The 25,351-nt window shown below is 72.8% G+C and carries 26 protein-coding genes; 9 read left to right on the forward strand and 17 right to left on the reverse strand.

Translation table 11 applies throughout. The annotated features are described in order from the left end of the window. The first annotated feature begins 220 nt into the window (after window positions 1–220). Window positions 221–661, forward strand: a complete 441-nt coding sequence (dtd, locus tag ACW14Y_RS19650) for a D-aminoacyl-tRNA deacylase (protein WP_030397548.1) — start codon at window positions 221–223, stop codon at window positions 659–661. 36 nt (window positions 662–697) lie between these two features. Here the strand turns inward: dtd and ygfZ are convergent, their stop codons facing one another. The 3 genes from ygfZ to ACW14Y_RS19665 form a co-directional block, all read right to left on the reverse strand. Further along, complete coding sequence (gene ygfZ, locus ACW14Y_RS19655; protein ID WP_380439230.1) at window positions 698–1,660, reverse strand: CAF17-like 4Fe-4S cluster assembly/insertion protein YgfZ; 963 nt, start codon at window positions 1,658–1,660, stop codon at window positions 698–700. 19 nt (window positions 1,661–1,679) lie between these two features. Next, window positions 1,680–2,144 carry a Fur family transcriptional regulator gene (locus tag ACW14Y_RS19660; RefSeq protein ID WP_045938991.1) on the reverse strand — a complete coding sequence of 155 codons (465 nt, stop codon included), beginning with the start codon at window positions 2,142–2,144 and terminating at the stop codon, window positions 1,680–1,682. Between the two features lie 103 nt (window positions 2,145–2,247). Then, window positions 2,248–2,850, reverse strand: a complete 603-nt coding sequence (locus tag ACW14Y_RS19665) for an FABP family protein (protein WP_340636628.1) — start codon at window positions 2,848–2,850, stop codon at window positions 2,248–2,250. A gap of 273 nt (window positions 2,851–3,123) precedes the next feature. Here ACW14Y_RS19665 and ACW14Y_RS19670 point away from each other — a divergent pair, with 273 nt between their 5' ends. Then, window positions 3,124–3,492 carry a DsrE family protein gene (locus ACW14Y_RS19670; RefSeq protein WP_030397544.1) on the forward strand — a complete coding sequence of 123 codons (369 nt, stop codon included), beginning with the start codon at window positions 3,124–3,126 and terminating at the stop codon, window positions 3,490–3,492. Here the strand turns inward: ACW14Y_RS19670 and ACW14Y_RS19675 are convergent. The 7 genes from ACW14Y_RS19675 to ACW14Y_RS19705 all read right to left on the reverse strand — a co-directional run bounded on the left by ACW14Y_RS19675 (window position 3,486) and on the right by ACW14Y_RS19705 (window position 8,525). Next, window positions 3,486–3,791, reverse strand: coding sequence for a DUF3099 domain-containing protein (locus tag ACW14Y_RS19675; protein WP_380309317.1), 306 nt, complete (start codon window positions 3,789–3,791; stop codon window positions 3,486–3,488). The two genes, ACW14Y_RS19670 and ACW14Y_RS19675, sit on opposite strands and share 7 nt — an antisense overlap. Before the next feature lie 69 nt (window positions 3,792–3,860). Continuing rightward, a complete protein-coding gene (locus ACW14Y_RS19680) occupies window positions 3,861–4,151 on the reverse strand; it encodes a DUF1416 domain-containing protein (RefSeq protein ID WP_030397542.1) in 291 nt (96 codons plus the stop codon). A gap of 40 nt (window positions 4,152–4,191) precedes the next feature. After that, window positions 4,192–5,025, reverse strand: coding sequence for a sulfurtransferase (locus tag ACW14Y_RS19685; protein ID WP_030397541.1), 834 nt, complete (start codon window positions 5,023–5,025; stop codon window positions 4,192–4,194). Window positions 5,026–5,282: 257 nt separating this feature from the next. Beyond that, on the reverse strand, window positions 5,283–5,363 hold the full coding sequence (locus ACW14Y_RS19690; protein ID WP_350517234.1) for an Ms5788A family Cys-rich leader peptide: 81 nt from the start codon (window positions 5,361–5,363) through the stop codon (window positions 5,283–5,285). A gap of 258 nt (window positions 5,364–5,621) precedes the next feature. Continuing rightward, window positions 5,622–6,338: an LmeA family phospholipid-binding protein gene (locus ACW14Y_RS19695; protein ID WP_380309319.1), complete on the reverse strand. Its 717-nt coding sequence runs from the start codon at window positions 6,336–6,338 to the stop codon at window positions 5,622–5,624. 202 nt (window positions 6,339–6,540) lie between these two features. Then, complete coding sequence (locus ACW14Y_RS19700) at window positions 6,541–8,220, reverse strand: hypothetical protein (RefSeq protein ID WP_456987886.1); 1,680 nt, start codon at window positions 8,218–8,220, stop codon at window positions 6,541–6,543. Window positions 8,221–8,225: 5 nt separating this feature from the next. Then, complete coding sequence (locus ACW14Y_RS19705; protein ID WP_053649936.1) at window positions 8,226–8,525, reverse strand: MoaD/ThiS family protein; 300 nt, start codon at window positions 8,523–8,525, stop codon at window positions 8,226–8,228. Between the two features lie 686 nt (window positions 8,526–9,211). Here ACW14Y_RS19705 and ACW14Y_RS19710 point away from each other — a divergent pair. From ACW14Y_RS19710 to ACW14Y_RS19730, 5 genes are all read left to right on the forward strand, one after another. Further along, window positions 9,212–9,946 (forward strand): response regulator transcription factor, encoded by a 735-nt coding sequence (locus tag ACW14Y_RS19710; protein WP_380305950.1) that lies wholly within the window; start codon window positions 9,212–9,214, stop codon window positions 9,944–9,946. A gap of 147 nt (window positions 9,947–10,093) precedes the next feature. Further along, window positions 10,094–11,140 (forward strand): LacI family DNA-binding transcriptional regulator, encoded by a 1,047-nt coding sequence (locus tag ACW14Y_RS19715; protein ID WP_266311815.1) that lies wholly within the window; start codon window positions 10,094–10,096, stop codon window positions 11,138–11,140. A gap of 106 nt (window positions 11,141–11,246) precedes the next feature. After that, window positions 11,247–12,446, forward strand: coding sequence for a S1C family serine protease (locus tag ACW14Y_RS19720; RefSeq protein WP_456987889.1), 1,200 nt, complete (start codon window positions 11,247–11,249; stop codon window positions 12,444–12,446). Window positions 12,447–12,503: 57 nt separating this feature from the next. Further along, the gene (locus ACW14Y_RS19725; RefSeq protein ID WP_380305946.1) at window positions 12,504–13,280 is read left to right on the forward strand and encodes a response regulator transcription factor; all 777 of its coding nucleotides are present in this window, start codon (window positions 12,504–12,506) and stop codon (window positions 13,278–13,280) included. Further along, window positions 13,277–14,776 (forward strand): sensor histidine kinase, encoded by a 1,500-nt coding sequence (locus ACW14Y_RS19730; RefSeq protein ID WP_456987891.1) that lies wholly within the window; start codon window positions 13,277–13,279, stop codon window positions 14,774–14,776. Before ACW14Y_RS19725 ends, ACW14Y_RS19730 begins: the two co-directional genes overlap by 4 nt. 96 nt (window positions 14,777–14,872) lie before the next feature. Here ACW14Y_RS19730 and ACW14Y_RS19735 read toward each other — a convergent pair whose 3' ends face one another. The 6 genes from ACW14Y_RS19735 to ACW14Y_RS19760 form a co-directional block, all read right to left on the reverse strand. Further along, window positions 14,873–16,666 carry a bifunctional metallophosphatase/5'-nucleotidase gene (locus ACW14Y_RS19735; RefSeq protein WP_456987893.1) on the reverse strand — a complete coding sequence of 598 codons (1,794 nt, stop codon included), beginning with the start codon at window positions 16,664–16,666 and terminating at the stop codon, window positions 14,873–14,875. Window positions 16,667–16,923: 257 nt separating this feature from the next. Further along, complete coding sequence (locus ACW14Y_RS19740; RefSeq protein ID WP_266270272.1) at window positions 16,924–18,273, reverse strand: ATP-binding protein; 1,350 nt, start codon at window positions 18,271–18,273, stop codon at window positions 16,924–16,926. Between the two features lie 37 nt (window positions 18,274–18,310). Further along, complete coding sequence (locus ACW14Y_RS19745) at window positions 18,311–19,885, reverse strand: SCO6880 family protein (RefSeq protein WP_266270273.1); 1,575 nt, start codon at window positions 19,883–19,885, stop codon at window positions 18,311–18,313. A gap of 7 nt (window positions 19,886–19,892) precedes the next feature. Continuing rightward, the gene (locus ACW14Y_RS19750) at window positions 19,893–21,254 is read right to left on the reverse strand and encodes a hypothetical protein (RefSeq protein WP_380389569.1); all 1,362 of its coding nucleotides are present in this window, start codon (window positions 21,252–21,254) and stop codon (window positions 19,893–19,895) included. Continuing rightward, window positions 21,244–22,068 (reverse strand): hypothetical protein, encoded by an 825-nt coding sequence (locus ACW14Y_RS19755; RefSeq protein WP_456987896.1) that lies wholly within the window; start codon window positions 22,066–22,068, stop codon window positions 21,244–21,246. The genes ACW14Y_RS19750 and ACW14Y_RS19755 overlap by 11 nt, the downstream gene beginning before the upstream one ends. Window positions 22,069–22,348: 280 nt before the next feature. Beyond that, complete coding sequence (locus tag ACW14Y_RS19760) at window positions 22,349–22,699, reverse strand: hypothetical protein (RefSeq protein ID WP_045941228.1); 351 nt, start codon at window positions 22,697–22,699, stop codon at window positions 22,349–22,351. 248 nt (window positions 22,700–22,947) lie between these two features. On the opposite strand from ACW14Y_RS19760, the gene ACW14Y_RS19765 reads away from it, so the two are divergent. Both ACW14Y_RS19765 and ACW14Y_RS19770 read left to right on the forward strand, forming a co-directional pair. Beyond that, window positions 22,948–24,132 (forward strand): C40 family peptidase, encoded by a 1,185-nt coding sequence (locus ACW14Y_RS19765; protein ID WP_380389609.1) that lies wholly within the window; start codon window positions 22,948–22,950, stop codon window positions 24,130–24,132. A gap of 196 nt (window positions 24,133–24,328) precedes the next feature. Further along, window positions 24,329–25,069 (forward strand): phosphatase PAP2 family protein, encoded by a 741-nt coding sequence (locus ACW14Y_RS19770; RefSeq protein ID WP_456987898.1) that lies wholly within the window; start codon window positions 24,329–24,331, stop codon window positions 25,067–25,069. A 17-nt stretch (window positions 25,070–25,086) separates the two neighbouring features. Here the strand turns inward: ACW14Y_RS19770 and ACW14Y_RS19775 are convergent, their stop codons facing one another. Continuing rightward, complete coding sequence (locus ACW14Y_RS19775) at window positions 25,087–25,278, reverse strand: hypothetical protein (RefSeq protein ID WP_380305933.1); 192 nt, start codon at window positions 25,276–25,278, stop codon at window positions 25,087–25,089. Between the last annotated feature and the right edge of the window lie 73 nt (window positions 25,279–25,351).

The following is a 25,351-nucleotide window of genomic DNA, read 5'->3' on the forward strand; positions in this document are numbered from 1 at the left end:
TGTTACGGTCCCCCAGCGTGCCACCCCGCCCGCCGCCGCCGCACCGCCCGTGCACCCGAACGGCCCCCTGGCGAAGAGGGGTGGTTGATACGACCGAAGCTTTTCGCAGCAGGAGCGGCGCCAAGGAGCGCGCAGGCGCACGCTACCCGGCGCACGCCAGGCCACAGGGCGCCCCAGGGGGGCCTGCTCGCGCCCCCACCGCCTCCGGCACAATGACCGCATGCGAGCAGTGGTGCAGCGAGTCAGCGAGGCCCGGGTGACGGTGGCCGGGGAGACCGTCGGCGCGATCGAGGGGCCCGGGCTCTGCGCCCTGGTCGGCGTGACCCACGACGACACCCCCGCCAAGGCGGCGCAGCTCGCCCGCAAGCTCTGGACCCTGCGGCTGCTGCCCGCCGACGGGGACGGCGTCGAGCGGTCCTGCTCGGACATCGCGGCGCCGCTGCTGGTCATCAGCCAGTTCACGCTCTACGGCGACGCCCGCAAGGGCCGCCGCCCCACCTGGAACGCCGCCGCGCCCGGCCCGGTCGCCGAGCCGCTGGTGGACGAGGTGGTCGCCCAGCTGCGCGCGCTCGGCGCCGAGGTCGAGACCGGCCGTTTCGGCGCCGACATGAAGGTGGCGCTGGTGAACGACGGCCCGTTCACCGTCCTCGTCGAGGTCTGACCCCGGGCGGGGTCCGACCCGGCCCGGCCGCCTCCGCTACTGCGGGACGATCACGTCCTGCGTCCCCGGCACCGTGCCGGCCAGCAGCACCGCGTCCACCGGCACGTTCCGCTTCACGACGGCCAGCGCGACCGGCCCGAGCTCGTGGTGGCGCGCCGAGGAGGTCACGAAGCCGAGCGAGCGCCCCTGCGGGTCCGAGGCCAGCCGCACCTCCGTCCCGTGCGGGGGCAGCACCTCCTCGGTGCCGTCCAGGTGCAGGAAGACCAGCCGGCGCGGCGGCCGCCCCAGGTTGTGCACCCGGGCCACCGTCTCCTGGCCCCGGTAGCAGCCCTTCTGCAGGTGCACCGCGGTCTCCAGCCAGTCCACCTCGTGCGGGATGGTCCGGTGGTCGGTCTCGAAACCGAGCCTCGGCCGGTGGCCCTCGATCCGCAGCGCCTCGTACGCCCAGACGCCGGCCGCCGGGCCGTAGCCCGAGGTCAGTGCGGCGAGTTCGGCGCGCGGCAGGAAGAGGTCCCGCCCGTACGTCAGCTCGCGGACCGCGGCGGCGCCGTCGGCGGAGACGGTCGAGCCGGCCGGCAGGTGGACCACCGCGAAGTCGGCGGTCGCGTCGGCCACCTCGACCCGGTAGAAGAACTTCATGCTCTCCAGGTAGCCGATCAGCGCCTGCTGGGTGCCCGGCTCGACGTGCGCCCAGGTGGTGGTGCCGTCGTCGACCAGGTAGAGGGCGTGCTCGACGTGCCCGTTCGGGGAGAGCACCAGCGCCTCGGTGGCCTGTCCCGACGGCAGCGCGCTGACGTGCTGGGTGAGCAGCAGGTGCAGCCAGCTCAGCCGGTCGTCGCCGGTGACGGTGAGCACCCCGCGGTGCGAGAGGTCGACGAAGCCGGACCCCTGGGCGAGGCCGCGTTGCTCGCGGAAGATGTCGCCGTAGTGGGCGGCGACGCCCTCGTCGGCGCCCTCGGCGGGGACGGCTCCGGGCAGCGCAAGCAGCGGGCTCTTCAGACCGGTCATACCGGCAAGCTTACGACCGCTCGGCGGCGCGCTTCGCGGAGCAGTCGGCGCAGCGGCCGAAGATGGCGAAATGCTTGAGGTCGGTGTCGAAACCGTGCTGCGCGCGCAGGCTGTCGATCAGCGGCTGGGCGATCTCGGTACCGGTCTCGGTGACCTTCTCGCAGTCCCGGCAGACCAGGTGCAGATGGTGGTGCCGGCCGGCCAGGTGGTAGGTCGGGGCGCCGTGGCCGAGGTGCGCGTGCGAGACCAGGCCGAGTTCCTCCAGCAGCTCCAGGGTCCGGTAGACGGTGGAGATGTTGACGCCGCTGGCGGTCTGCCGGACGTGGCAGAGGATGTCGTCCGGGGTGGCGTGGTCGAGCGCGTCGACCGCCTCCAGGACGAGCTGGCGCTGCGGCGTGAGCCGGTAGCCGCGTTCGCGCAGGTCGGCCTTCCAGTCGCCGGAGAGCTGCCAGTCGGTGGTGCCGGTGTCCGCCACGGTCCTGTTCCCTGCCAAACGTCGGGGGTCCTGAAGCAAGTGTAGGGACCGGCCGACGGGCCGGTCCCTGCACCTGTGCGCCTCGGCGGACGCCGCGTGCTTCCTACTTGAAGAACGCGATGCCGTCGTCCGGCAGGTCGTTGATGTCCTTGATCAGCTGGGCCGGCGAGAGCACCTTCTTCAGCTGGGCGGACATGTACGGGCGCAGCGGGACGTTCGGGGCGGCCTTCTCGCCGACCCAGAGCAGTTCCTCGTTGACGAAGCCGTAGAGCCGCTTGCCGCCCGAGTACTCCGGGGAGCCCTCGATCCGGGCGACCGCGTCGGTGGAGACGTCGATCTGCGGCTTGCCGTCGGCCAGCTCGCCGTACCAGATCTCCACCGTGCCGTCGTCGCGGACGGAGGAGATCTCGATCCCGCGGGCACCGCTGGCGCCGTGCTGGTTGCTGGTGACACGCCAGAAGGCGTGCTCGTTCTCCAGCGGACGGACCTTCTCGCCCTCGTTGTCCAGCACCCAGGTGCGGGAGCGGAACTCCAGGAAGGGCCGTCCGTCGTGACGGATGACGATCTCCTGGCCGAAGTTGCACTTCTCGGTGTCCTGGCCCTCCGCGCCCGGCAGGGGGGCGTAGACGCCCGCGCCCTCCCAGGTGCCGAGGAGGAAGGCCAGCGGGACGACGTCCTTGTGGAGGTCAGAGGGGATCTCGATCATGTTCCTGGTCGCTGTCGTCGGTGCGGGATCACTTCAACCGTACGGCAGTCGCTCAGCGCTGGCCCTGGTACAGCTTCATCACCGAGAAGACGGCGAACCAGGTGATCAGCACGGCCATGAGGGCCAGCAGACCGTCGAAGAAGATTTCCAGACCGGACACGGGGGGCTCCCAGGGCGGCGACAGTGTGTGGATTTTGCTGCCGCTCACTCTATCCGGACGGTACCGACGGGTCTCGGTGAGCCCCACCACGACGGCGATCTAGTGTGTCGGGCATGTCGTCTCAGAAGAAGCTCGTCATCAAGGTCACCGCCGGAGCGGACGCGCCGGAGCGGTGCTCGCAGGCGTTCACGGTGGCGGCGGTCGCCGTCGCCAGCGGGGTCGAGGTCTCGCTCTGGCTGACCGGGGAGTCGTCCTGGTTCGCCCTGCCCGGGCGGGCGGCGGAGTTCGAGCTGCCGCACGCGGCCCCGCTGCCGGACCTGCTGGAGTCGGTCCTGGCGGCCGGCACGGTCACCCTCTGCACCCAGTGCGCGGTGCGGCGCGGGATCGAGCAGAAGGACACCGTCGAGGGTGTCCGGATCGCGGGCGCCCAGGTCTTCGTCAGCGAGATCATGGCCGACGGCGTGCAGGCGCTCGTCTACTGATCCCGCCACGGGTCCTCACCGTCGGGACGGCCCCGGTCGGGACGGTCGGGGCGGTCCCGGTCGTGGCCGGGCTCGCCCCACTTCGGGTCGTCCCAGCGCGGGTCGTCCCACCAGTCGTCCTCGGGGTCCCGCTTGTTGGCGAAGACCGCGGCGACGGGCGGGATCACCATCGCGACCACGCACATGCCGATCGCGGCCGGGACGGACCAGAACCGCACGACGCCCCAGGCCAGCACGAACAGCCCGAGGCAGACGCCCATCATGACGAAGTAGTAGCGGTGTCGCCGACGTGCCTGCACACCTCCACGGTATGCCCGAGGGCCCCCGCGTGGCAGGGGCCCTCGGTGACGCCGGTCCGTCGTGGACGGTCAGACCGCGATCGCGACCTCGGTCAGGTTGCCCTGGGAGGCGACCACCTGGCGGTCCACGGTCTGGCCCGGGATGAGCGCCCGCAGGGTCCACTTGCCCGGGCGGGCGAAGAACCGGAACTGGCCGGTCGCCGAGGTGGGCACCTCAGCCGTGAACTCGCCGCCCTCGTCGAGCAGTCGGACGTAGCCGTTGACCGGCTCGCCGTCGCGGGTCACGGAACCCTGGATGATCGTCTCGTTCGCCACGTCAACTCCTGCCAGGTCAGGCCCACCGGCCTTCGCACCGCACATGTCTTGTCTTCCCTTCAGCCTTACGGGTGGAGCGGGCGGCTCAGTTGCCGAGCTCGATCGGCACGCCGACGAGGCTGCCGTACTCGGTCCAGGAACCGTCGTAGTTCTTCACGTTCTCCTGGCCGAGCAGCTCGTGCAGGACGAACCAGGTGAGCGCGGAGCGCTCGCCGATGCGGCAGTAGGCGATGGTGTCCTTCGCCAGGTCGATGCCCTCGGCCTCGTACAGGGCCTTGAGCTCGTCGTCGCTCTTGAAGGTGCCGTCGTCGTTGGCGTTCTTCGCCCACGGGATGTTGCGCGCGGAGGGCACGTGGCCGGGGCGCTGCGACTGCTCCTGCGGGAGGTGGGCCGGGGCGAGCAGCTTGCCGGAGAACTCGTCGGGCGAGCGGACGTCGACCAGGTTGAGGGTGCCGATGGCGGCGATCACGTCGTCGCGGAAGGCGCGGATCGAGGAGTCGACGGCCTGCGCCGTGTACTCGGTCGCGGCGCGCTGCGGCACCTCGGCGACCAGGTCGCGGGAGTCGAGCTCCCACTTCTTGCGGCCGCCGTCGAGCAGGCGGACGTCACCGTGGCCGTACAGCTTGAAGTACCAGTAGGCGTACGAGGCGAACCAGTTGTTGTTGCCGCCGTACAGGACGACGGTGTCGTCGTTGGCGATGCCCTTGGCGCTGAGCAGCGCCTCGAAGCCGGCCTGGTCGATGAAGTCGCGGCGGACCGGGTCCTGGAGGTCGGACTTCCAGTCGATCCGGACGGCGTTGCGGATGTGGTTCTTGTCGTAGGCGGAGGTGTCCTCGTCGACCTCGACGATGACGACCTTCGGGTCGTCCAGGCGGGCCTGGACCCAGTCGGCGTCGACCAGGACGTCGCTGCGGCTCATGGTGATGTTCTCCATCCGGGGGCGGTTTGCGGAAGGTGGTGCTGCTGGTGGCTGCTTCGGGTGCTGCGGCGCAGCGGGGGTGCGGTCGCCCGTCGGACGCCGGTCCGAATTCCTGTCCGAATAGTGGGACATGCGGCGGCGTGCGGTGCGAGCGGGCGAGAGGTGCGGAGCAGGGCGGCCGCGCCCGGCCCGAGGGGCCGGCACAGGTCGCCGGAGAAATCGGCGGCGGGCGGCAACTGCCCTGCCAGGACGCCGAGTCAGCGCATTCGACACAGACAGGCGGCCACGCGGCACAGGTCTACCGCCCGCCGCTTCGTGAGGTCCGTCTGTCGCTTCATGCCGACGATGCTAGGGACACCCGAGGCCCGCTGTCATCAGCGTATCGAATACCGAGACCAGATCGCTCGCATGGTGGGATTTGACCCTTCCATGGGCCATGGGAACCGGCCACGGCCCGGCCGACGGGCCCCCGGGGGCCGGTCCGGGGGCGGGAACAGCACCGCTCCGCGGCCGGTGCTGGACAGCGCGTCTCGCGGAGCGGAACGGTGGGCGGCGGGGTCCGGTCGGCCGAGGGTCGGCCGACGGTCGGCCGGGGGTCAGCCGATGAGCTTGACGTCCTTGCCGTCGAAGGCCAGCCGGAAGCCCTCCTCCTGCGGCGTCACCGAGGCGAGGTTCAGCCCGGCGGGCAGCGCGGCGAGGGTGAAGCTGATCGGGGCGATGGCCTGGTCGGACACCCCGGCGAGCAGCGAGGCCATCGCGGTCATCCGGAAGCCGTCCACCGTCACGGTGTTGCCCTTGTTGTGCACCGAGGCCTCCCCGACCGGGAACGGCCCGAGCGAGGCCTTGACCTTGCCCGGCCCGCCGTAGGACAGGCTCAGCCGGGTGTTGGCGCCGAGCGAGAGCCGGCCCGCGTTCGGCACCAGCTCCGAGGCCGGCGGCAGCAGCCGCGACAGGTCCGCGTAGTCGATCAGACCGGAGCCGGAGCCGGTGTCCACGGTGGCGCTGCTCATGTTGTTGCTGACCTCGACACCGGAGAGTCTGGCCGAGAAGGAGTGCAGCGCGACCTTGTCCTTGCCCTCGCCGACGGTCAGCCCGTCCGCGGAGATCCGCACGTCGTCCAGCTTCTGCGAGACGACCTGGGTCAGGAACGGGAAGCCCTCGATCGAGACGTGCGGCTTCTGGCTCATCCGGCCGCTCTTCAGGATCTGGTCGGCCGCCTCGTCCTCGGCGACCCCCACGGCTATCCGGTCGGCCCCCACCAGCACCCCCGAGAGCACCACCACTCCGATGGTCGCCTTCAGCCAGCCGCGCATCGCTCTCCCCCGTCGTCGCCGGTCGCTGTCGTTCACTGTCGTGCACCGCACCGTCCTGGCGCCGCGGTCGTACCGCGGTCGGTCCGCACGGCGGCGGATCCGGGTACTCCGGTACGCCCGCTCCGCCCGACCGTACGACGTCCCGCCCCGGAGCATGGTTCCGGGGCGGGACGTCGTGGGGAAGGCCGCGTCGCGGCGGCGGTCAGCCGAGCAGGGCCGTGGCGATCCACACCAGCGGCGCCGCGACCGCGAGCGGCAGCGCCACGCCCGCCGTCATGTGCACGAACCGGGACGGGAAGTCGTACCCCGCCACCCGGCGGCCGATCAGCGCGCCGAGACCGGCCGCCGCGCCCAGCGCCGGCGGGGCGCCGACCGCGAGACCCAGCCCGACCGCCGCGAGCAGGCCCAGCAACGGGCCCAGCCACTTCGGCCCGGGCAGCGGCGCGGCCGCCAGCAGCGTCGCCAGCGCGACCGCCCCGACCGCCGCCGGCACCCAGTCCGACAGCAGCAGCGCCGTGCAGAGCACCGTCACCACGGTGGCCGAACCGAGCACGGTGAGCGCGTAGAACCGCTCCTTCGGATCGGCCGGCCGGAACGTCTGCAGCACCAGCACCAGCAGGAAGAACCCGCCGAGCGTGCCGACCACCGCCGCCGTGCCGCCGTCCTCGTCGGCCAGCAGCACGGCCACGTCGGCCACCACGCCGGACAGCGCGGCCAGCGCGATGCCCTGGCGGGCCGGCCACATGCCGTTCAGCCGGAACCAGCCGGCCGCCGTCAGGCCCTGGAGCAGCACGAGCACCAGCGCCAGCCCGACCTGGCCGAGCGCCGCGCCACCGGCCAGCAGGGCGGCGGCACCGGCGGTGATCAGCGCCGGCTGGAGGCCGGGGTCGTTGATCGGCGAACCGGTCCGGACGGCGGGCGCCGCCGGAGCCGCGGCCTGGACCGGGGCCGGGACCGGGTTGGTGAACGGCGCGGTGAACGGCGCGGCCGGAGCCGCGGGGGCGCCGTGGCCGCCGGGCGCCGGGTGCGCGTTCTGCGCGGCGCGGGCCGCCCTGGCCGCGCGGGCGGCGGCCGGGTCGGTCAGCACGGGGGCCGGCGGCTCCGGGAGCTTCAGGGTCATGGTCGGCTGGTCGAGGCCCTGCCCCTGGTCCGGCACGGGCGCCGGGGCCGGGGCGTGGGACTGCGGGTGAGCCTGCACCGGGGCCTGCGTGTGAGCCTGCACCGGGGCCTGCACCGGGGCCTGCGCGTGGGCCGGAGCCTGCGCGTGGCCCGGGGCCTGTGCCGGACCCTGACCGTACGGGGCCCCGGCGGGGGCCTGGCCCTGCGGCCGGCCGTGCCGGGCGCGGGGCCGGTCGTGGCCGGGGAACGGCTCGGCCGGCCGGCCCTGGACGCCCGGCGGTACCGCGCCGGACACCCGCACGGGCGGGAGCAGCGCCGTCGCGGCGTCGTCCAGCGGCGGCACCGGCGGGAGCAGCGCCGTCGCGGCGTCGTCCACGGCCGGACCACCGCCCGGCCCCGCTCCGTACGGCGGCTGCCCGTACGGCTGCTGCCCGTAGGCCTGCTGTCCGTACGGCTGCTGCTGGGGGTGCCCCGGCTGCTGCGCCGACGGTCCGCCGTACGGCGGCACACCCGCCCCGGGGGCGTGCGGCTGCGCCGCGAGCCCCTGCTGCGCATAGGGATCCGGCGCGTACCCCTGCTGGGGGGCGTACGGATACGGCGGCTGCTGGGGGTGGTACCCCTGCGCCCCCGGCTGCTGCTCCTGCCCCGGCTGCGCCGACTGCGGCTGCGGCTGCGGCTGCCCGTACGGGTACTGCGGTTGCTGCGGCGGCTGCGGCCGGTGCTGCCTCGGCCGACCCTCGGGGGCCCCGTTCGTCCCGGTCACGCCGCTCACCCGCCCGCGAACGGCGGGAGGACCTCGACGGTGCCGCCCTCGCTGAGCGCCACCGTCGAGTGGTCACGGCCGCCCACCGGCGAACCGTCCACCAGGTAGGAGCAGTGACCGAGCAGCAGGACCAGCTTCGGCCGGTCGGCGTGCCGCGCCCTGGCCTCCGCCAGCGCCTCGGCCAGGGTCGCCGCCAGGTACGGCTCCTCGGCCAGCCCGGCCTCCGACTTCGCCGCCGCCCAGTAGCGGATGGTTCCGCTCACCCGGACGGCGGCCGCCGGGTCGTGCCCGGTGGTCGCACCCATGGCAACCCCTTCTTGTTCGTCCTCGCCCGTTCCCGGGTACCCCGGCCGGGTCCACCACCGGAAGCGTCCGCGCCTCGCCCGAAAGGTGTACTCGCACGGTGCCGCCGATGTGCGTCCCATGATGTCGTGTTCGCCCGCACGAGCGGCAATCGCCCTGGCCCGGCCGCCGGTGGCGCCGTCGCGAAGCTGTGGCGGGGCTCACCCGGGGAGCGCCCGAAAAGGGCCGAACCGCCGGGTCGGAGCCCTCCCGGCCCGGAGACCGGTCGGCTATCCTCGACCCCTGAGGGATCCGGGCAGAGTCGCCCCCGGGTCCTTTTGTGCTTTCAGGACGCCAGTACGGACGTTCTTGCGAATCGTCGGCCCACCCCCGGCGGTCCGCGGGAACCGCCCCCGCCACCCGCGCGGCACAACGACGTGCCGGGCCCGGCAGGGGCGTCGGACAACCCCGGCTCCGGGCCGCCGCCCGGGACGGGCCAGGACCGGAAGGTTCGCGGGATGAACAGGGCAGAAACGGTGCGTCGCGGGTTGCGGGACCCCCGGCGCGCGCCCCGTTCGGCCGTCCGCGTCGGCGGATCCAGCGGTTCCCACCGGGCGTCCGCCTCCTCCCCCTCACCAGCACGTGCGCCATCCGGCTGTGGCGGCAGCCGGAACGCGACCGCGACGACCCGGAAAGGGGACTACCGGGTATGAGTTCTCTGCTCCTCCTCACCAACGCGCTGCAGCCCTCCGCGGAGGTACTGCCCGCGCTCGGCCTGCTGCTGCACAGCGTCCGGGTGGCGCCCGCCGAGGGTGCCGCCCTGGTCGACACCCCCAGCGCCGACGTCATCCTGGTGGACGGCAGGCGCGACCTGCCGCAGATCCGCAGCCTCTGCCAGCTGCTGCGCTCCACCGGCATCGGCTGCCCGCTGATCCTGGTGGTGACCGAGGGCGGCCTGGCCGCCGTCACCGCGGAGTGGGGCATCGACGACGTCCTGCTCGACACCTCCGGCCCGGCCGAGGTCGAGGCCCGGCTGCGGCTCGCCCTCGGCCGGCTCCAGGTCACCACCGACGACAGCCCGATGGAGATCCGCAACGGCGACCTCTCGGTCGACGAGGCCACCTACTCGGCCAAGCTCAAGGGCCGGGTGCTCGACCTCACCTTCAAGGAGTTCGAGCTGCTCAAGTACCTCGCCCAGCACCCCGGCCGGGTCTTCACCCGGGCGCAGCTGCTGCAGGAGGTCTGGGGCTACGACTACTTCGGCGGCACCCGCACCGTCGACGTGCACGTCCGGCGGCTGCGGGCCAAGCTCGGCGTCGAGAACGAGGGCCTGATCGGCACCGTCCGCAACGTCGGCTACCGCTTCGTCGTCCCGGAGAAGCCCGACAAGGGCGAGCGCCCCGACCAGGCCGCCCGGCGCCCCGCGACGGTCCTGGACGCCTGACCCGGCGGGCCGGGCGGGCCCACCCCGAACCGCCCGGCCCGGCCTGTCCGGATTCGCCCCACCCCGTCCGGGAGCCGCCCCCGGAACGGCCCCGACCGGGTGCGATCCCCACTGCCCCGCCGCACACCACACGCGTAGACTCCCCCCGTGGCCAAAGTGACGCGCGACGATGTAGCCCGACTGGCTGGTACCTCGACCGCGGTCGTCAGCTACGTGATCAACAACGGGCCGCGGCCGGTCGCGCCCGCCACCCGGGAGAAGGTGCTCGCCGCGATCGAGCAGCTCGGCTACCGGCCGAACAGCGTCGCGCAGGCGATGGCCTCCCGCCGCACCAACCTCATCGGCATGGTCGTCCCGGACGCCCGCCAGCCGTTCTTCGCCGAGATGGCGCACGCCGTGGAACGGGCCGCCTCCGAACGCGGCAAGCTGGTGCTGATCGGCAACTCCGACTACGTCGACGACCGCGAGGTCCACTACGTCCGCGCCTTCCTCGGCATGCGGGTCTCCGGCCTGATCCTGGTCAGCCAGGGCCCCTCCCAGCGGGCCGCCGAGGAGTTCGCCGCCATGGAGGGGGCGAAGGTCGTGCTGCTGCACCGCCGCCCCGAGGCGATCGACGACGTCGCGGTGGTCACCGACGACGTGGGCGGCGCCGAGGCCGTCGTCCGCCACCTGCTGGAGGTGCACGGGCACCCGTACGTGGCCTGCTTCGGCGGCCCGGTCGAGTCCCCCGCCCCCGGCGACCCGGTCATCGACCACGTCGAGGGCTGGCAGCGCGCCATGGACGCGCACGGCCTGCCGACCGAACCGCACCTGATCGACGCGCCCTTCCACCGCTACGGCGCCTACGACGTCGCCCTCGGCGTGCTGCGCTCCGAGAACCGCCCCCCGGCGATCTTCTGCTCCACCGACGACCAGGCCATCGGTGTCCTGCGGGCCGCCCGCGAGGTGGGCCTGCGGGTGCCGGAGGACCTCGCCGTGGCCGGCTTCGACGACGTGCCGGAGGCCGCGCTGGCCGACCCGCCGCTGACCACCGTCGCCTCCGACCGCGACGCGATGGCCCGGGCCGCGGTGGACCTCGTCCTGGACGACTCGCTGATGGTGCCCGGCTCGGACACCGAGCGGGTCCGCAAATTCCCGTCCCGCCTGGTCGTGCGGCGTTCCTGCGGCTGCTCCCCGGACGGTGCCGGGTCGTAGCGCGGGCCCCGGCCTGACCAGGCTTTATGAGAAGTCAACGGGCTTCTCGGACCCTTCTGAGCGCACTCTCACCGGATTCTCATCCACCGGGCGGAGCTTGGTCGCCATGAGCGATCACCAGCAGTGGCAGCACCGCACCGACGGCCCGAACGACGGACCGTCCGAGTACCCGGCCGGGTCCCACGAGGACCGGGTCATCCCGGGCACCGTCCTCGGCGGCAGCCGGTACGAGCGCACCGGTCACGAAAGCACCGGTCACGAGAGCACCGGGTACGAGAGCACCGAGCACGGCAGCACCGGGTACGGCAGCGCCGCCCACCCCGCCGCCGGCACCCCGCCCCCTCCCCCGCTGCCGCCGTTCCCGCCCGAGCCGGCCGGCCCGGCACCGTCCGGCGGCCCCGGCCACCGGGCCCGGCGCGGCCTGCTGCGCGGGCGGCTCGCCCTGGTCACCGCCGTCGCCGCGGTCGCGGCCGTGCTCGGCGGGGTCACCGGCGGCGTCGTCGCCGCCCAGGGCCACGGCTCGGTGAGCCGCACCGGCACCGTCGCCAGCCCGGTCGTCGCCCGTTCCGACGGCAGCGCCGACGTCGCCGCCGTCGCGGCCGCCGTCTCGCCCAGCGTCGTCCAGATCACGGTGCAGACCGCGAACGGCACCGCCACCGGCACCGGCGTGGTGCTCACCGCCGGCGGCCAGATCCTCACCAACTACCACGTGGTCTCCGGCGCGGCCGACGGCGGCCGGATGACGGTCACCTTCCACGACGGCTCCACCGCCACCGCCACTCTCACCGGCACCGACAAGAGCCTGGACGCCGCCGTGATCACCGCGAGCGGCGCCAAGCAGCTCACCCCCGCCGTGCTCGGCGACTCCTCCGCCGTCGCGGTCGGCGACCCGGTCGTCGCCATCGGCAACCCCGAGGGCCTCACCGGCACCGTCACCTCCGGCATCATCAGCGCCGAGCACCGCGAGGTCACCGTCCAGCTCGACGAGGGCACCACCAGCGGCAACGGCGGCTTCGGCCTCCCCAACCTGCCCGGACTGCGCGGCAACGCCCCGCAGAGCAGCGGCAGCACCACCACCTACCAGGCCTTCCAGACCGACGCCGCGCTCAACCCGGGCAACTCCGGCGGCCCGCTGATCAACGCCTCGGGGCAGGTCATCGGCATCAACTCGGCGATGTACTCGCCGAGCGGATCGAGCGCCACCGCCGGCGGCAGCGGGGCCGGCAGCGTCGGCCTCGGCTTCGCCATCCCGATCGACGCCATCAAGCAGGTGCTGCCCGAGCTGCAGTCCGGCCAGAACGTCTGAGCACGTCCGACAATTGACCCGAGCAGGGCCTCCCGCCACCAGAAAGGGCCACCGCCGATGACCCCGTCCGCCGACGACCGCACCCCCGCCGAGCACGGGCAGCAGACCACCGCCCGGCTCCTCGTGGTCGACGACGAACCCGCCCTCCGGGACGCCCTGGAGAGCAGCCTCGTCTTCGAGGGCTACGAGGTCGCCACCGCCACCGACGGCTACGAGGCCCTCGAATCCGTCGAGCGCGACCGGCCGGACCTCGTCCTGCTCGACATCATGATGCCCCGGATGGACGGCCTCACCGCCGTCCGCCGGATGCGCTCGCGCGGCGACACCGTCCCGGTGCTGATGCTCACCGCCCGCGACGCCGTCGGCGACCGGGTCACCGGCCTCGACGTCGGCGCCGACGACTACCTCGCCAAGCCCTTCGAACTCGACGAGCTGCTCGCCCGGGTGCGCGCCCTGCTGCGGCGCAACGCGCTCGCCAACGAGGCCGCCGCCCGGGCGGCCGCCGTCGAGGAGGAGACCGACGTCCTGGCCTTCGCGGACCTGCGGATGAACACCGCCACCCGCGAGGTCACCCGGTCCGGCCAGCCGGTCGAACTGACCCGCACCGAGTTCATGCTGCTGGAGATGTTCCTCGCCCACCCCCGCCAGGTGCTCACCCGGGAGCAGATCCTCAAGGCGGTCTGGGGCTTCGACTTCGAGCCCTCCTCCAACTCGCTGGACGTGTACGTGATGTACCTGCGCCGCAAGACCGAGCAGGGCGGCCTGCCCCGGGTCATCCAGACCGTCCGCGGGGTCGGCTACGCGCTCCGCCCGGCAGCCGGCACCGCGGCGTGAGCCCCACCGTCCCGCCGCCGCCGCTCGCCCCGCCGCGCATCCCGCGCCGCCGCGGCCGGCTGAGCACCTGGTACCGCGCGCGCTCCCTGCGCAGCCGACTCACCTTCCTCACTACGGCGGCGGTCGCGGTGGCGATCGCGGCCTCGGCGCTGGCCTGCTGGTTCATCGTCGAGGAGCGGATGTACGACGTGGTTCGCAGCGACTTGGAGGACGTGCGCGGACCGCTGCCCCGCCTCAACCTCAAGGACTGCGCCACCACGCCGCAAGCAGCCCTGAAGAACGTCCAGGCCTCGCCCCAGCTCCCGCCCGCCAACCTCTCCGCGCCCCGCGACACCCAGTTCGTCGTTGTCGGCCAATCGTCCCTGGTCTGCCTGCCCCTGACGGCCGCCAGAGCGATGGTCCTCGACCCCGGCGACGTCCGGGCACTGCACCTCGCCCCGAATCAGGTCCTGATCCGGGACGGGCGCTACACCAACGGCGATCCCGCCATGATCAGGATCACCGGGGCCACGCTCGAAACCGGCCAGCCCACGCTGGTCATGGTCGCCGCCCCGACCAAGTCCGTCGAGGAATCCCTCCGCCAGCTCGCCTTCCTGCTCGGCGGGGTGGCTCTGGGCGGCATCATCCTCGCCGCCGTCGCCGGACGGCTGGTCGCCCGCTCCGCCCTCAAGCCGGTCGACCAGCTCACCGACGCCGTCGAACACATCGCCCGCACCGACGAGGTCGGCACCACCATCGCCGTCCAGGGTGACGACGAGATCGCCCGGCTCTCCACCTCGTTCAACTCCATGAGCACCGCCCTCGCCAACTCCCGCGAACGGCAGACCCGGCTGATCGCCGACGCGGGCCACGAGCTCCGCACCCCGCTCACCTCGCTGCGCACCAACGTCGACCTGCTGATCCGCAGCGACGACACCGGCCGGCCGCTCCCGCCCGCCACCCGCACCAAGCTGCTCGGCAACATGAAGGCCCAGATGCAGGAGCTCACCCTGCTGATCGGCGACCTGCTCCAGCTCTCCCGCCCGGACTCGCCGAAGCCGGTCCGCACGCTCTCCGTGGTGGCCGTGCACGAGATCGCCGAACGGGCGGTCGAACGGGCCAAGCTGCGCGGCCCGGGACTGGTCTTCGAGACCTCCACCGCGCCCTGGTACGTCCACGCGGACGCCGCCGGACTGGAGCGGGCGGTGATCAACCTGTTGGACAACGCGGTCAAGTACAGCCCGCCCGGCGGCACCATCGCGGTCCGGCTGGACGGGGGCGTGCTGACCGTCCGCGACCACGGTCCCGGCATCCCGCAGGACGAGCTGCCGTACGTCTTCGACCGGTTCTGGCGCTCCCCGTCCTCGCGCCAGCTCCCGGGCTCCGGCCTCGGTCTGTCGATCGTCGCGCAGAGCGTCCGGGAGGCCGGCGGCGAGGTGTCGCTCGGCCCGGCCCAGGACGGCGGCCCGGGCGCACTCGCCACCGTCCGGCTCCCCGGCGGCCCCTCCCCGGACTGAGCACCCGGGAGCAGAGCCTGAACGCGGGCACGAAAAAAGGGCGGGGCGCCCCGACAGCGCCCCGCCCCGGCCGGCTCACGGCCGGCGACCCTCGACTCAGTCGAGGACGCTGCCCGGGCCGATGACCTTGATGCGGTCCTGCGCCGGCGCCTTCAGCGGCGCGGCGGCCGAGCTGTTGGCACCGAGGTAGGTGGCGAAGACGTCCAGGTCGGAGGCGCCGACGAGCTTGTCGGTGCCGGCCGCGAAGGCCGGGAAGCCGTCGCCGCCGCCGGCCAGGAACTCATTGGCCGCGACCCGGTACTTGGCGGCCGGGTCGATCGGCGCGCCGTTCAGGCGGATCGAGTCGACGACGACCCGGTCGGCGCCCTTGTTGCGCATGTCCAGGGTGTAGACCAGGCCCTTGGACGGCTGCAGGATCTTCGGCGAGGCCTCGTTGGAGCCGCTCACCTGCTGCTGCAGCAGCTGGATCAGCTGGGCCCCGGTCAGCGTCTTGACCTGCATCATGTTGGTGAACGGCTGGACGGTGAACGCCTCGCCGTAGGTCACCACGCCGTCGCCCTCGGCGCCGCTCTGCTTGTAGACGAGGTCGGAGCGGATGCCGCCGGGGTTCATGAAGGCGAGCTGCGCGCCGCCCTTGTCGGCGGCCGCGAGACCGGCCTGCTGGGCGTCGGCGATGACGTCACCGAGCGGCTTCTCCGGGTCGTTGTTGCCACGGCCGTTGATGTCCGCGGCGATGTAGCCCAGCGGACGGTTGGCGATCGGGGCGGCGAGCTTGGAGTAGTGCGCGATCAGCTCCGTCATGTCCGGAGCCTTCTCGACGGTCCGGCGCACGATGTGGTTCTCGGCCTTGACCGACGGCCGGACGATCGCACCGGTGGTCTTGTCGAGCTTCAGGTCGATCTCGGTGTACAGCCGGCCGAAGGAGGCGGCGCTGGTCACCGAACGCGGCACACCCTGCGGGTCGGGGATGGTGCAGGCGTACGCGTTGTGGGTGTGGCCGGTGACGATGGCGCCGACCGCCGGGTCGATCCGCTTGGCGATGTCGACGATCGGGCCGGAGATGCCCTCGCCGGCCGCGCCGCAGTCGTAGTTGTAGGTGCTGCTGGCCGGCAGGCCGCCCTCGTGGATCAGCGCGACGATCGAGTTGACGCCCTTGGCCTTCAGCTCGGCGGCGTACTTGTTGATCGTGGTGACCTCGTTGGCGAACTTGAGGCCCTTGACACCCTCGGCGGTGACGATGTTCGGCGTGCCCTCCAGGGTGACGCCGATGAAGCCGACCTTCACGCCCTGCGACTTGGTCACCCAGTACGGGGCCAGCAGCGGCTTGCCGGTCTTCTCGTTGGTGACGTTGGCCGAGAGGTAGTTGAAGTTGGCGCCCTTGAACGTGCGCCCCTCCTCGTAGCAGCCGTCGGTCGGGTGGCAGCCGCCGTCCTGGAGCCGGAGCAGCTCGGCGGAGCCCTCGTCGAACTCGTGGTTGCCGACCGAGGTGACGTCCAGGCCGAGCTTGTCCAGCGCCTCGATGGTGGGCTCGTCGTGGAACAGCGCGGAGGTCAGCGGCGAGGCGCCGACCAGGTCGCCGGCGGCGACGGTGATCGAGTCGTCCGCGGGGATCCGGGCCTGGCGCAGCGCGGTGGCCAGGTACTCGATGCCGCCGGCCGGGGTGCTGACCGGCTGGCCGGTGGCCGGGTCGATCTCCCGGATGGTGCCGGAGGATCCGGCCGGGGGCTCCAGGTTGCCGTGCAGGTCGTTGATCGCCAGCAACTGGAGGTTGACGGTCTTGGGCTTCTTGGCGGTCGCGGCCTGGGCCGCGGACGGCATGGCCACCGTGCCGACGAGGCCGGCGGCGGCGACGACGGCCAACGCAGACCGTCGGGTTCTGACGGAGAGCATGTAGGGGGTCCCCTGCACCTGTGAGAGCGCCCAGCTGTGGACAGGCCCGGGCGCGCGAGACGAGTGTCGTTGCGCGAGTGCAGCCTAGGGTCAACGCGCGTAGCTGTCAGGCCCCTGGACGTAACGACAGGGTTACCTACTGACGAATCGTCGTCGGACTCCAGCCCCCGCGACGTCCCCCGCACCGCACCCGAACCGGCGCCCCACGGCGCGGGCCCGGGGCCCGGAACCGCGCCCCGGGCCCGCCGGCTCCGGCCTCAGATCCCCGGCTCGGCCGCCAACTGGTGGTCGGCGCGCACCCGTTCGGCCACCGCGTCCTCGGTCATCGCCCGGTCGGTGTAGACCAGTGGGCGCTCGGCGTCGGTGATGATGTGCTTCACCACCTGGACGTTGCCGTTGACGTCCCAGACCGCGATGCCCGGCGAAAGTGTGGGGATGATCTCCACCGCCCAGCGGGGCAGGCCGAGCACCCGCCCGGTGGCCCGCGCCTCCTCGGCCTTCTGCATGTAGATCGTCCGGGTGGAGGCCATCTTGAGGATCGCCGAGGCCTCCTTGGCCGCCGCCCCGTCCACCACGTCCGACAGGTGGTGCACCACGGCCACGAAGGACAGGCCGAGCCGGCGGCCGAACTTCAGCAGCCGCTGGAACAGCTGCGCCACGAAGGGGCTGTTGATGATGTGCCACGCCTCCTCGACCAGGAAGATCCGCTTCTTGCGGTCCGGCCTGATCCAGGTGTGCTCCAGCCAGACGCCGACGATCGCCATCAGGATCGGCATCGCGATCGAGTTGCGGTCGATGTGCGACAGGTCGAAGACGATCAGCGGCGCGTCCAGGTCGATGCCGTCGGTGGTCGACCCGTCGAACATGCCCCGCAGGTCACCGTCGACCAGCCGGTCCAGCACCAGCGCCACGTCCAGGCCCCAGGACTGCACCTCGTCCACGGCCACCCCCAGCGACTCCACCGAGGACAGGTCGGGGCTGCGCAGGGTGTCGATGATGTCGTCCAGCACCGGCTGGCGGTCCCGGACCGTCGCCACCACGTGCCCGTGCGCGGCCTTCAGCGCGAAGCCGGCCCGCTCCTCCAGACCCCGCCCCATCGCCACCTCGACGATGGTCCGCAGCAGCGACAGCTGCCCGGTCTGGGTGATCGCCGGGTCCAGCGGGTTGAGCTTCACCCCGCCGTCCCTGGCCGCCATCGGGTCCAGCCGGATCGACTTTATGCCCAGCGCGTTCGCGATCAGGTTCCACTCGCCGACCCCGTCCTCGCCCTGCGCGTCCAGGACCACCACCTGCCGGTCCCGGAACCGCAGCTGGCGCAGCACGTAGGTCTTCTCCAGCGCCGACTTGCCGTTGCCGGACTCCCCCAGCACCAGCCAGTGCGGGGCGGGCAGCTGCTGGCCGTACAGCTGGAAGGGGTCGTACACGTACCCCTTGCCGCTGTACACCTCCCGTCCGATGATCACCCCGGAGTCGCCCAGCCCGGGCGCGGCGGTCGGCAGGTACACCGCCTGCGCCTGGCCGGTCGAGGTGCGCACCGGCAGCCGGGTGGTCTCCACCTTGCCGAACGCCAGGCTGGTGAACGCGTCGGTGAGGTTGCCGATCGCCATACGGGGCCTCCAGATCAGTCGCTCGGCCGGGACCCGCTCAGCGGCGGATACCGGTGGCGAACGGCAGGGTGTTGACGAACGCGCGGTGGTGCTCGCGGTCGCACCACTCCAGCTTCAGATAGCTCTTGCCGGCCGAGGCCCGGATCGTCCGCTTGTCCCGGGCCAGCGCGTCCGGGTTGCGCGAGGAGACCGTGATGTACCCGACCAGGTTGACGCCGGCCGCGCCGGACGCCAGGTCGTCGCCCCGCTGGTCCACCCGGCCGGTGTGGGCCAGGTCGCGCGGGTCGACCGTGCGGTTCATCTTGGCGGCGCGGCTGGCCTCCGCCTCGTCGTTGGTCTTCTCGGTCAGCATCCGCTCGATGGCGACATCGGTCGGTTCCAGGTCCATCGTCACCGCCACCGTCCGGATCACGTCCGGGGTGTGCACCAGCAGCGGCGCCAGGAAGTTGACGCCGACCGGGGTCAGCGGCCACTCCTTGATCCACGCGGTGGCGTGGCACCACGGCTCCCGGGTCGCCGACTCCCGGGTCTTCGCCTGGAGCAGCTGCGGGTGCGTGGCGTCCAGCTCGGCCGGCCAGGCGTTGCGCCTCGACATCGCCTGGATGTGGTCGATCGGATGGTCCGGGTCGTACATCGAGTGCAGCAGCGAGGAGAGCCGGGCCTGGCCCAGCGGCTGCCGCACCCGGATGTCCGCCTCCGCCAGCCGGGCGCAGATGTCGGTCAGCTCGCGGGCCATCACCGAGGCGAGGCCCTCGTCGTCCCGGGCCCGCCGGCCGGTGGCCGTCCGCCCCATCGCGTGCGCCTCGGCGGCGAGGTCCCGGGTGTAGTGCATGCACGCCACCAGGTACGCCCGGTGCTGCTCGGACGAGGTCGACACCATCGACTGCAACTGGTCGTACGAGTCCTGCAGCCAGTGCGGCGCGCCCGGGTCTCCGCGCCGCTCCACGTCCTTGGCGTGCGCGTCCGGGTCGGCCGGCAGGGTCCGGGCCAGGATCTGCAGCCGGGTCACGAAGCCGTCCCCGTTGGCGACGTGCTTCAGCAGCGTCCCGAACCGGTCGACCAGCGCCTCCTGGTCCTCCGAGTCGCGCAGCCCGACACCCGGGCCCTCGATCTCGATCGCCGCCGTCACCGTGCGCCGCTCCAGGTGCATCAGCACCGCGACCTCGTCCGGCCCGAACGGCGCCGACAGCCAGCGCAGCCGCCCGACCCCGGGCGGCGGGCCGATCTCCACCTCACGGCCGTCCAGCCGCGTCCCGGCGTCGACCGCGTCCGACTTCCACACCGCCCGCCCGCTGCGGACCGTCCGCCGGTAGGTGCGGTTGATCTCCACCCACTTGTAGAACGTCCGACGCCGGTACGGCACGTACACGGCCGCGATCGCCAGCGCCGGCAGACCCACCAGACCCGCGATGCGCAACGGCAGGACCGGCATCAGCAGACCCCAGAGCATGCCGAGGAACGCGCCGAAGATGATCAGCACGATCTCGCCGGACTCCCGGTTCCGGCCGATCGGCGCGTTCGGGCGGGCCTTGCCGATCAGGTAGGTGCGGCGCTGGTGCACGTACGGCTGGGCGTACTGGGCCCCGTACTGGCCGAGCGGTTCGCTGCTCACTTACCCGTCACCCTCCCTTCGCTGGATTGCTGTCGCGGACCGGACCCGTGGCCTGGGCCGGCGGCCCGGCCTGCGGCGGCGTCGAGGGCGCCCTGGACGCGTGGGCGGCGATGCCCGGCGCGACCGAACCGCCGCCGGCACCCCCACCGCCCCCGCCGCCCGGCGCGCCGCGGTCGCCGTGCGTGCTGATGCCCTGCCGCATGAAGTTCGCGGTCCCGTTGATCATCGCCGACCCGGCGGACACCGCGCTCGCCCGGGCATGGCGCATGTTCATGATCTCGTCGCCGAAGCCCGGCACGAAGCGGTAGACGGCGGCGCTCGCGAAGATCGACAGGAAGAGGATCGCCAGCCCCGACAGCACCCGGGCGAAGTCGTCGCTCGCCCCCGCCCCCGCCGACACCGCACCGGCCAGCCCGAGGATGATCACGATGATCGGCTTCGCCAGGTCCACCGCCAGCATCACCCCCGCCCAGCGGCGCACGTGCTTCCACAACTGCTTGTCCACCAGCCCCGCGTACACCGCCGTCCCCAGCAGCGCGCCCACGTACAGCATCGCCGCCCGGATCAGCAGCTCGATCCAGAGCACCGCCGCGGCCAGCACGGCCACCAGCGAGGTGATGATCAGAATCAGCGGCCCGCCGCCGATGTCACCCTTCTCCAGGGTGTCCGCGAACCCGCCCAGATACGTCCCGGTGTCCGACTTCGTCCCCACCGCGATCGCCTTGGTCAGCCCGTCGGTCGCGCTCACCACCGTGTACAGGATCAACGGCGTGAACGCCGACGCGACCACCGTCAGCCAGAGGAACCCGATCGCCTCCGAGATCGCCGTCGTCAACGGCGCCCCGCGCACCGCCCGCTTGGTCACCGCGAGCAGCCACAGCACCAGCGTGACGACCGTCGACGCGGCGAACACCACCGCGTACTGCTGCAGGAACGACGCGTTGGTGAAGTCCACCTCCGTCGTCCCGTCGATCGCCCCCGACAACTTCCGCACCACCCACACCGCCGCCTGCGCACACCCCTTCGCCAACGCCCCCAGCGGATCCGTCACCGTCCCGACCGTCCCGCTCCCGGGCAGCGACGCCCCGCCGCCCGGCTTGTCGACACACAGAATGCCGTTGCCGGAGATGGGGAGATCGGGACAGCTCGCGTTGGGTGTGGCCGACGGGGAGGGCGTCGCCGTCCCCGTCGGGGACGGCTCGGCGAACACACGCTGCGCCGCGAGCAGCGCCGCGAGCTGCACGGTCGCCAGCGCTCCCGCCAGCGTCCCCGCGCGGCGGACGGCGGGCCGGACGGCACCGCCGGCGGCGGTCCCCCCGCGCCCCGCTCGGCGGCCGGCCGACTGGTCGGCGGTCAGGTCAACGGGCATAGCGGAAACCCCCGAACTGCTGGACGGCGCCGGTGATCTCCTCGGCGGTGGCGGCCTGTTCGTCGCCCGGCATGGGCGCGGGCCCCTGCCGGCTTGCGTAGTCCGTGAGCTTCCAGTCGCCACCCGTCCAGCGCAGATCGAGGGTGAGCGTGAACCAGCTCGCCAGCACCGGCTGCACCGAGCGCTCGCCGGCCAGGCCGGTCAGACCGGCGCACCAGACCTCGACCTTGGTCTCGGTGTCGGTGTATCCGACCGCCTTGGCGCCGACCGGGACGGTGCGGCTGACGAAGGTGAGGCCCTTGGGCGCGCGGCCCTGGGCGTCCAGCCCGTAGCGGGCCACCGTGTCGGCGCCGAACCCCTGGTCCAGCCGGGACTGGAGGGTCTGCGCGGCCGCCGGGTCGGCGATGGTGGTGACGATGGTGTGGCGGCTGTCGGTGCGGAACATGTCGGCGGAGCCGATGGCCACGGCGTAGTTGGCCGCGGCGGACTGGGCACCCTGGTCGGTGTGCGGGAAGCCGGCGGCGATGCCGTTGACGGTGGCGGTCACCGGCTGGTCCCCGCTGGGCGCGGGGCCCGCGCCGGAGGTGGCGGTGGCCGCGGCGGCCCGGTCGGCGGAGCGTCCGGTGGCGGTGGTGCCGGGGTCGGGCTTGCCCCGGTTGGCGATGGAGATCGCCAGGACGAGCAGCGTGACGACCACCAGGACGGTCAGCAGGGTCCGCAGCGGGCGCGCCTGACGGGCGCTCATCTGCGACGAGGGCTGTTCGCCGACCGGCAGCCGCGTTCGGGTGTGCGGCTGGTCGTCGGACAACGGCACGGCGGCCCTCCTGGTGCGGGGAGCCGGGGGCGGCTCCGGGGGCCCCTCCGACCGTGGGCGGGCGGGAGGGAAGGGGTGGTGGATGGATTCCCGGCGTGGCGCCGGGCATGCACGGATGCCCGGTCGGACGGTCCGGCAGTCGGACGGTCAGACGATCGGACAGGTCGACCGGCAAGGATGCCGCGCCGTCCGCCGGCGCGTCATGACGGTCCGCCCCATGGGCGCCGTCGGCTCCGCCCCGACTGTCCGTTCCGTCCGTCCGGCCCGCGCTGCCCGATCGTCAGATCGCCATGCCGTACACAATGGTGAACAGAGTGCCAAGTGATCCAATGATGAACACGCCGGTCAGGCCGGCGATGATCAGTCCCTTGCCCTGTTCGGCACCGAAACTGTCACGCATCGCGGTGGCGCCGATCCGCTGCTTGGCCGCACCCCAGACGGCGAGCCCGAGGCAGGCCAGGATCGCCACGGCCATGACGACCTCGACCATCACCCGGGCCTCCGAGCCGAGGCTCGCGAACGGACCCCAGTCCGGGGCGATCCCGCCGATGATGGTGTCGATATTCGGCTTCTTTGGAGGGTCCTCGGCCAGGTGGCCGATCGCGATGCTGTGCACGCTGCTCTGGTTCATTTCCATCTCACCGCCCGATCAGGCAAATTCAAGGGCCCAGACCCCGCCCGCGCGAAGGGTCGGTACCTATTCTTGGCCAGATCTGATGTCGACTTGGCTGCTTCTCGCGGATTGGTCGTGAGGCATCGGACACGTACGCGAGGATGTCCACCGTACGAAGGATAGCGCTCACTCTTTGTATCTCTGATGATTGCGGTGAGCAACGCCTTCCGGGACACTTCGACTGACGATTCGTCGGGATGGTGCTGATGGTACTCCGGAAGGGCGCTACGGCCGCCGCTGCCGCAGGAGTTGTCGCGGTCGGCTTCATCGGGCTGGTGACGTTCGGGACGTATGCGGCGAGCGGGACTCCGCAGGGCCGCGGCAATGCCGCCGGACTCTCCCCGGGAACCGTTCCGGCCGCGTACCAAGGGCCGATCGAACAGTGGGGGCAACTCTGCCCCGATCTCTCCCCCCCGTTGCTCGCGGCGCAGTTGTACCAGGAAAGCGGCTTCGACCCGCGGGCCCGTTCCGGGGTCGGGGCGGAGGGACTGGCGCAGTTCATGCCGGGCACCTGGGCGGCGTACGGCACGGACGGCAACAACGACGGCCGGAAGGACCCCTGGGAGCCGTTGGACGCGATCGCCTCGGCGGCCACCTTCGACTGCGCGCTCGCCGCCTACGTCGCCAAGGTCCCGGGCGACCGCCAGTCGAACATGCTGGCGGCCTACAACGCCGGGCCGGGCGCGGTGACGAAGTACCAGGGCGTGCCGCCGTACCGCGAGACCCAGGGGTACGTACGGAACATCCTGGCCACCTCCCGCAGCTTCGCCGCGCCGGCCGCACCGGGCGCGCCCGTGGAGGTCTCCGCACAGTCCGCCGGGGCGATCTACTTCGCCCAGGGCAAGCTGGGCACCCCGTACCTGTGGGGCGGTGACGGGCTGGAATCGCAGAACGGGCGGTTCGACTGCTCCGGGCTCACCCGGGCGGCGTTCGAGAGCGTGGGCATCATCCTGCCCCGGGTCGCCAACGACCAGTGGTACGCGGGCCCGCACCCGTCCCGCGACCAGCTGCGTCCGGGCGACCTGGTGTTCTGGGCGACCGATCTGACCGACCCGCGCTCCATCCACCACGTGGGCATCTACGTCGGCGGCGGGTACATGATCAACGCTCCGCACACCGGTGCGGTGATCCGCTACGACAAGATCGACACCAAGGAGTACATCGGCGCCACCCGGGTGACCTCGGACGCCGCCCAGGCCCTGCCGAACCGCAACGCCGACGGCGGGGTGATCGCCCCGAGCCGCCCCGGCGACCCGGCCCCCACCCCCTCGTCCCCGGCGACCCCCTCCGCCCCGGCGGCCCAGGTGGCACAGGCGGCCCCGGCCGCCCGACCCACCGCGGTCGCCACCGGCGCACCGGCCCGTTCCGGTCAAACCCCCGCAAAGAACTGATCCCCGACCGCCCGGCCGGTGTGCGCGCGGCGTGGACGCTGAGTCAAGTTTCCATAACCGCGCGTTTCCGTGGAACGCTGTCCGTCGGTTATGACGTTGTGTCCGTTGGCCTTCCGTCAGCCGCCCTGACCTGGGCGACGGCGGACGGGCCACGGCCGGAACGATCCAGGTGCAGCGGACCAGAAGGAGGTGCGGCGTGTCGACGCCGCTTGCCGACACGACCAACCCCGACCTCGGCCTGCTCTACGCCGTCAACGGCCTGGCCAAACACGCCCCGGCCCGGCTGGACCACCTGGTCTCCTGGGTCGGCGAGTACGGCATCCTGATCGGCCTCGCGCTGCTGGGCCTGGTCGGCTGGCTGCAGGCCCGACGGCGTCCGGACGCCCCGGTGGCGGTCGCCGGGCTGCTCTGGGCCCCGCTGTCGGTCGCCATCGCCGAGCTCGCCAACCTGCCGATCGCGGCGATCGTGGACCGCCCCCGGCCCTTCGTGGACCACCCCGACCTGGAGGTGCTGGTCGAGGGCAAGGCCGGCACCTACTCCTTCGTCAGCGACCACTCCACGATGTCGATGGGCATCGCGGTGGCGCTCTTCCTGGTGAACCGCCGGCTCGGCTGGATCGCCGGCGGCCTGGCCCTGCTGCAGGGCTTCTGCCGGATGTACATGGGCGTCCACTACCCCACCGACGTGATCGGCGGCTTCGCGCTGGCGGTCGCCGTGGTGCTGCTGCTGGCGCCGATCGCGATGGCCGTGCTCGTCCCGCTCTGCCACGCCCTGACCCGCACCCCGCTCGCCCCGCTGATCCGCGCCGGACGGCGCGGCGGGCTCGGCGGCGGCGGACGGGGCCCCGGGCGCGGCGGACGCGGGCGGCGCGGCGGCGGGAGCCGCGGCGCGGTCCGCGCCGAGGAACCCCGGCCCGAGTCCGACCTGGCCGCGTAGGGCCCGAGGGACGGCGGCTACCCCGGGGCGCCGTCGCCGCCGGTCAGATGGTCGTCGGCCTCGCGGCGGGTGAGATCGCGGGAGCGCCGGGCCGGGGAGAACCAGCCGCAGCTGCAGGTCGCGAAGCAGAAGGAACCGCGCTCGCTGATCGCGACGCGGTGCTCGGGCATCCGGACGGTGCCGGGAACGTCCGGCAGCTCACTGTGCACGTGGTTCACGGTAACGCGCCGGACCACCGGCGCGCGAGGTCCGGAACGCGCCGGGTCCCGCGTAACCCCTCGC

The organism is Kitasatospora sp. cg17-2, from assembly GCF_054031055.1.

Bases quoted from the DNA above. Each gene is read 5' to 3' on its own strand.
- dtd (WP_030397548.1), top strand. From the start codon at position 221: ATGCGAGCAGTGGTGCAGCGAGTCAGCGAGGCCCGGGTGACGGTGGCC.
- ACW14Y_RS19665 (WP_340636628.1), bottom strand. From the start codon at position 2,850: ATGATCGAGATCCCCTCTGACCTCCACAAGGACGTCGTCCCGCTGGCC.
- ACW14Y_RS19670 (WP_030397544.1), top strand. From the start codon at position 3,124: ATGTCGTCTCAGAAGAAGCTCGTCATCAAGGTCACCGCCGGAGCGGAC.
- ACW14Y_RS19680 (WP_030397542.1), bottom strand. From the start codon at position 4,151: ATGTGCGGTGCGAAGGCCGGTGGGCCTGACCTGGCAGGAGTTGACGTG.
- ACW14Y_RS19685 (WP_030397541.1), bottom strand. From the start codon at position 5,025: ATGAGCCGCAGCGACGTCCTGGTCGACGCCGACTGGGTCCAGGCCCGC.
- ACW14Y_RS19690 (WP_350517234.1), bottom strand. From the start codon at position 5,363: ATGAAGCGACAGACGGACCTCACGAAGCGGCGGGCGGTAGACCTGTGC.
- ACW14Y_RS19695 (WP_380309319.1), bottom strand. From the start codon at position 6,338: ATGCGCGGCTGGCTGAAGGCGACCATCGGAGTGGTGGTGCTCTCGGGG.
- ACW14Y_RS19705 (WP_053649936.1), bottom strand. From the start codon at position 8,525: ATGGGTGCGACCACCGGGCACGACCCGGCGGCCGCCGTCCGGGTGAGC.
- ACW14Y_RS19710 (WP_380305950.1), top strand. From the start codon at position 9,212: ATGAGTTCTCTGCTCCTCCTCACCAACGCGCTGCAGCCCTCCGCGGAG.
- ACW14Y_RS19720 (WP_456987889.1), top strand. From the start codon at position 11,247: ATGAGCGATCACCAGCAGTGGCAGCACCGCACCGACGGCCCGAACGAC.
- ACW14Y_RS19725 (WP_380305946.1), top strand. From the start codon at position 12,504: ATGACCCCGTCCGCCGACGACCGCACCCCCGCCGAGCACGGGCAGCAG.
- ACW14Y_RS19735 (WP_456987893.1), bottom strand. From the start codon at position 16,666: ATGCTCTCCGTCAGAACCCGACGGTCTGCGTTGGCCGTCGTCGCCGCC.
- ACW14Y_RS19740 (WP_266270272.1), bottom strand. From the start codon at position 18,273: ATGGCGATCGGCAACCTCACCGACGCGTTCACCAGCCTGGCGTTCGGC.
- ACW14Y_RS19750 (WP_380389569.1), bottom strand. From the start codon at position 21,254: ATGCCCGTTGACCTGACCGCCGACCAGTCGGCCGGCCGCCGAGCGGGG.
- ACW14Y_RS19760 (WP_045941228.1), bottom strand. From the start codon at position 22,699: ATGAACCAGAGCAGCGTGCACAGCATCGCGATCGGCCACCTGGCCGAG.
- ACW14Y_RS19765 (WP_380389609.1), top strand. From the start codon at position 22,948: ATGGTACTCCGGAAGGGCGCTACGGCCGCCGCTGCCGCAGGAGTTGTC.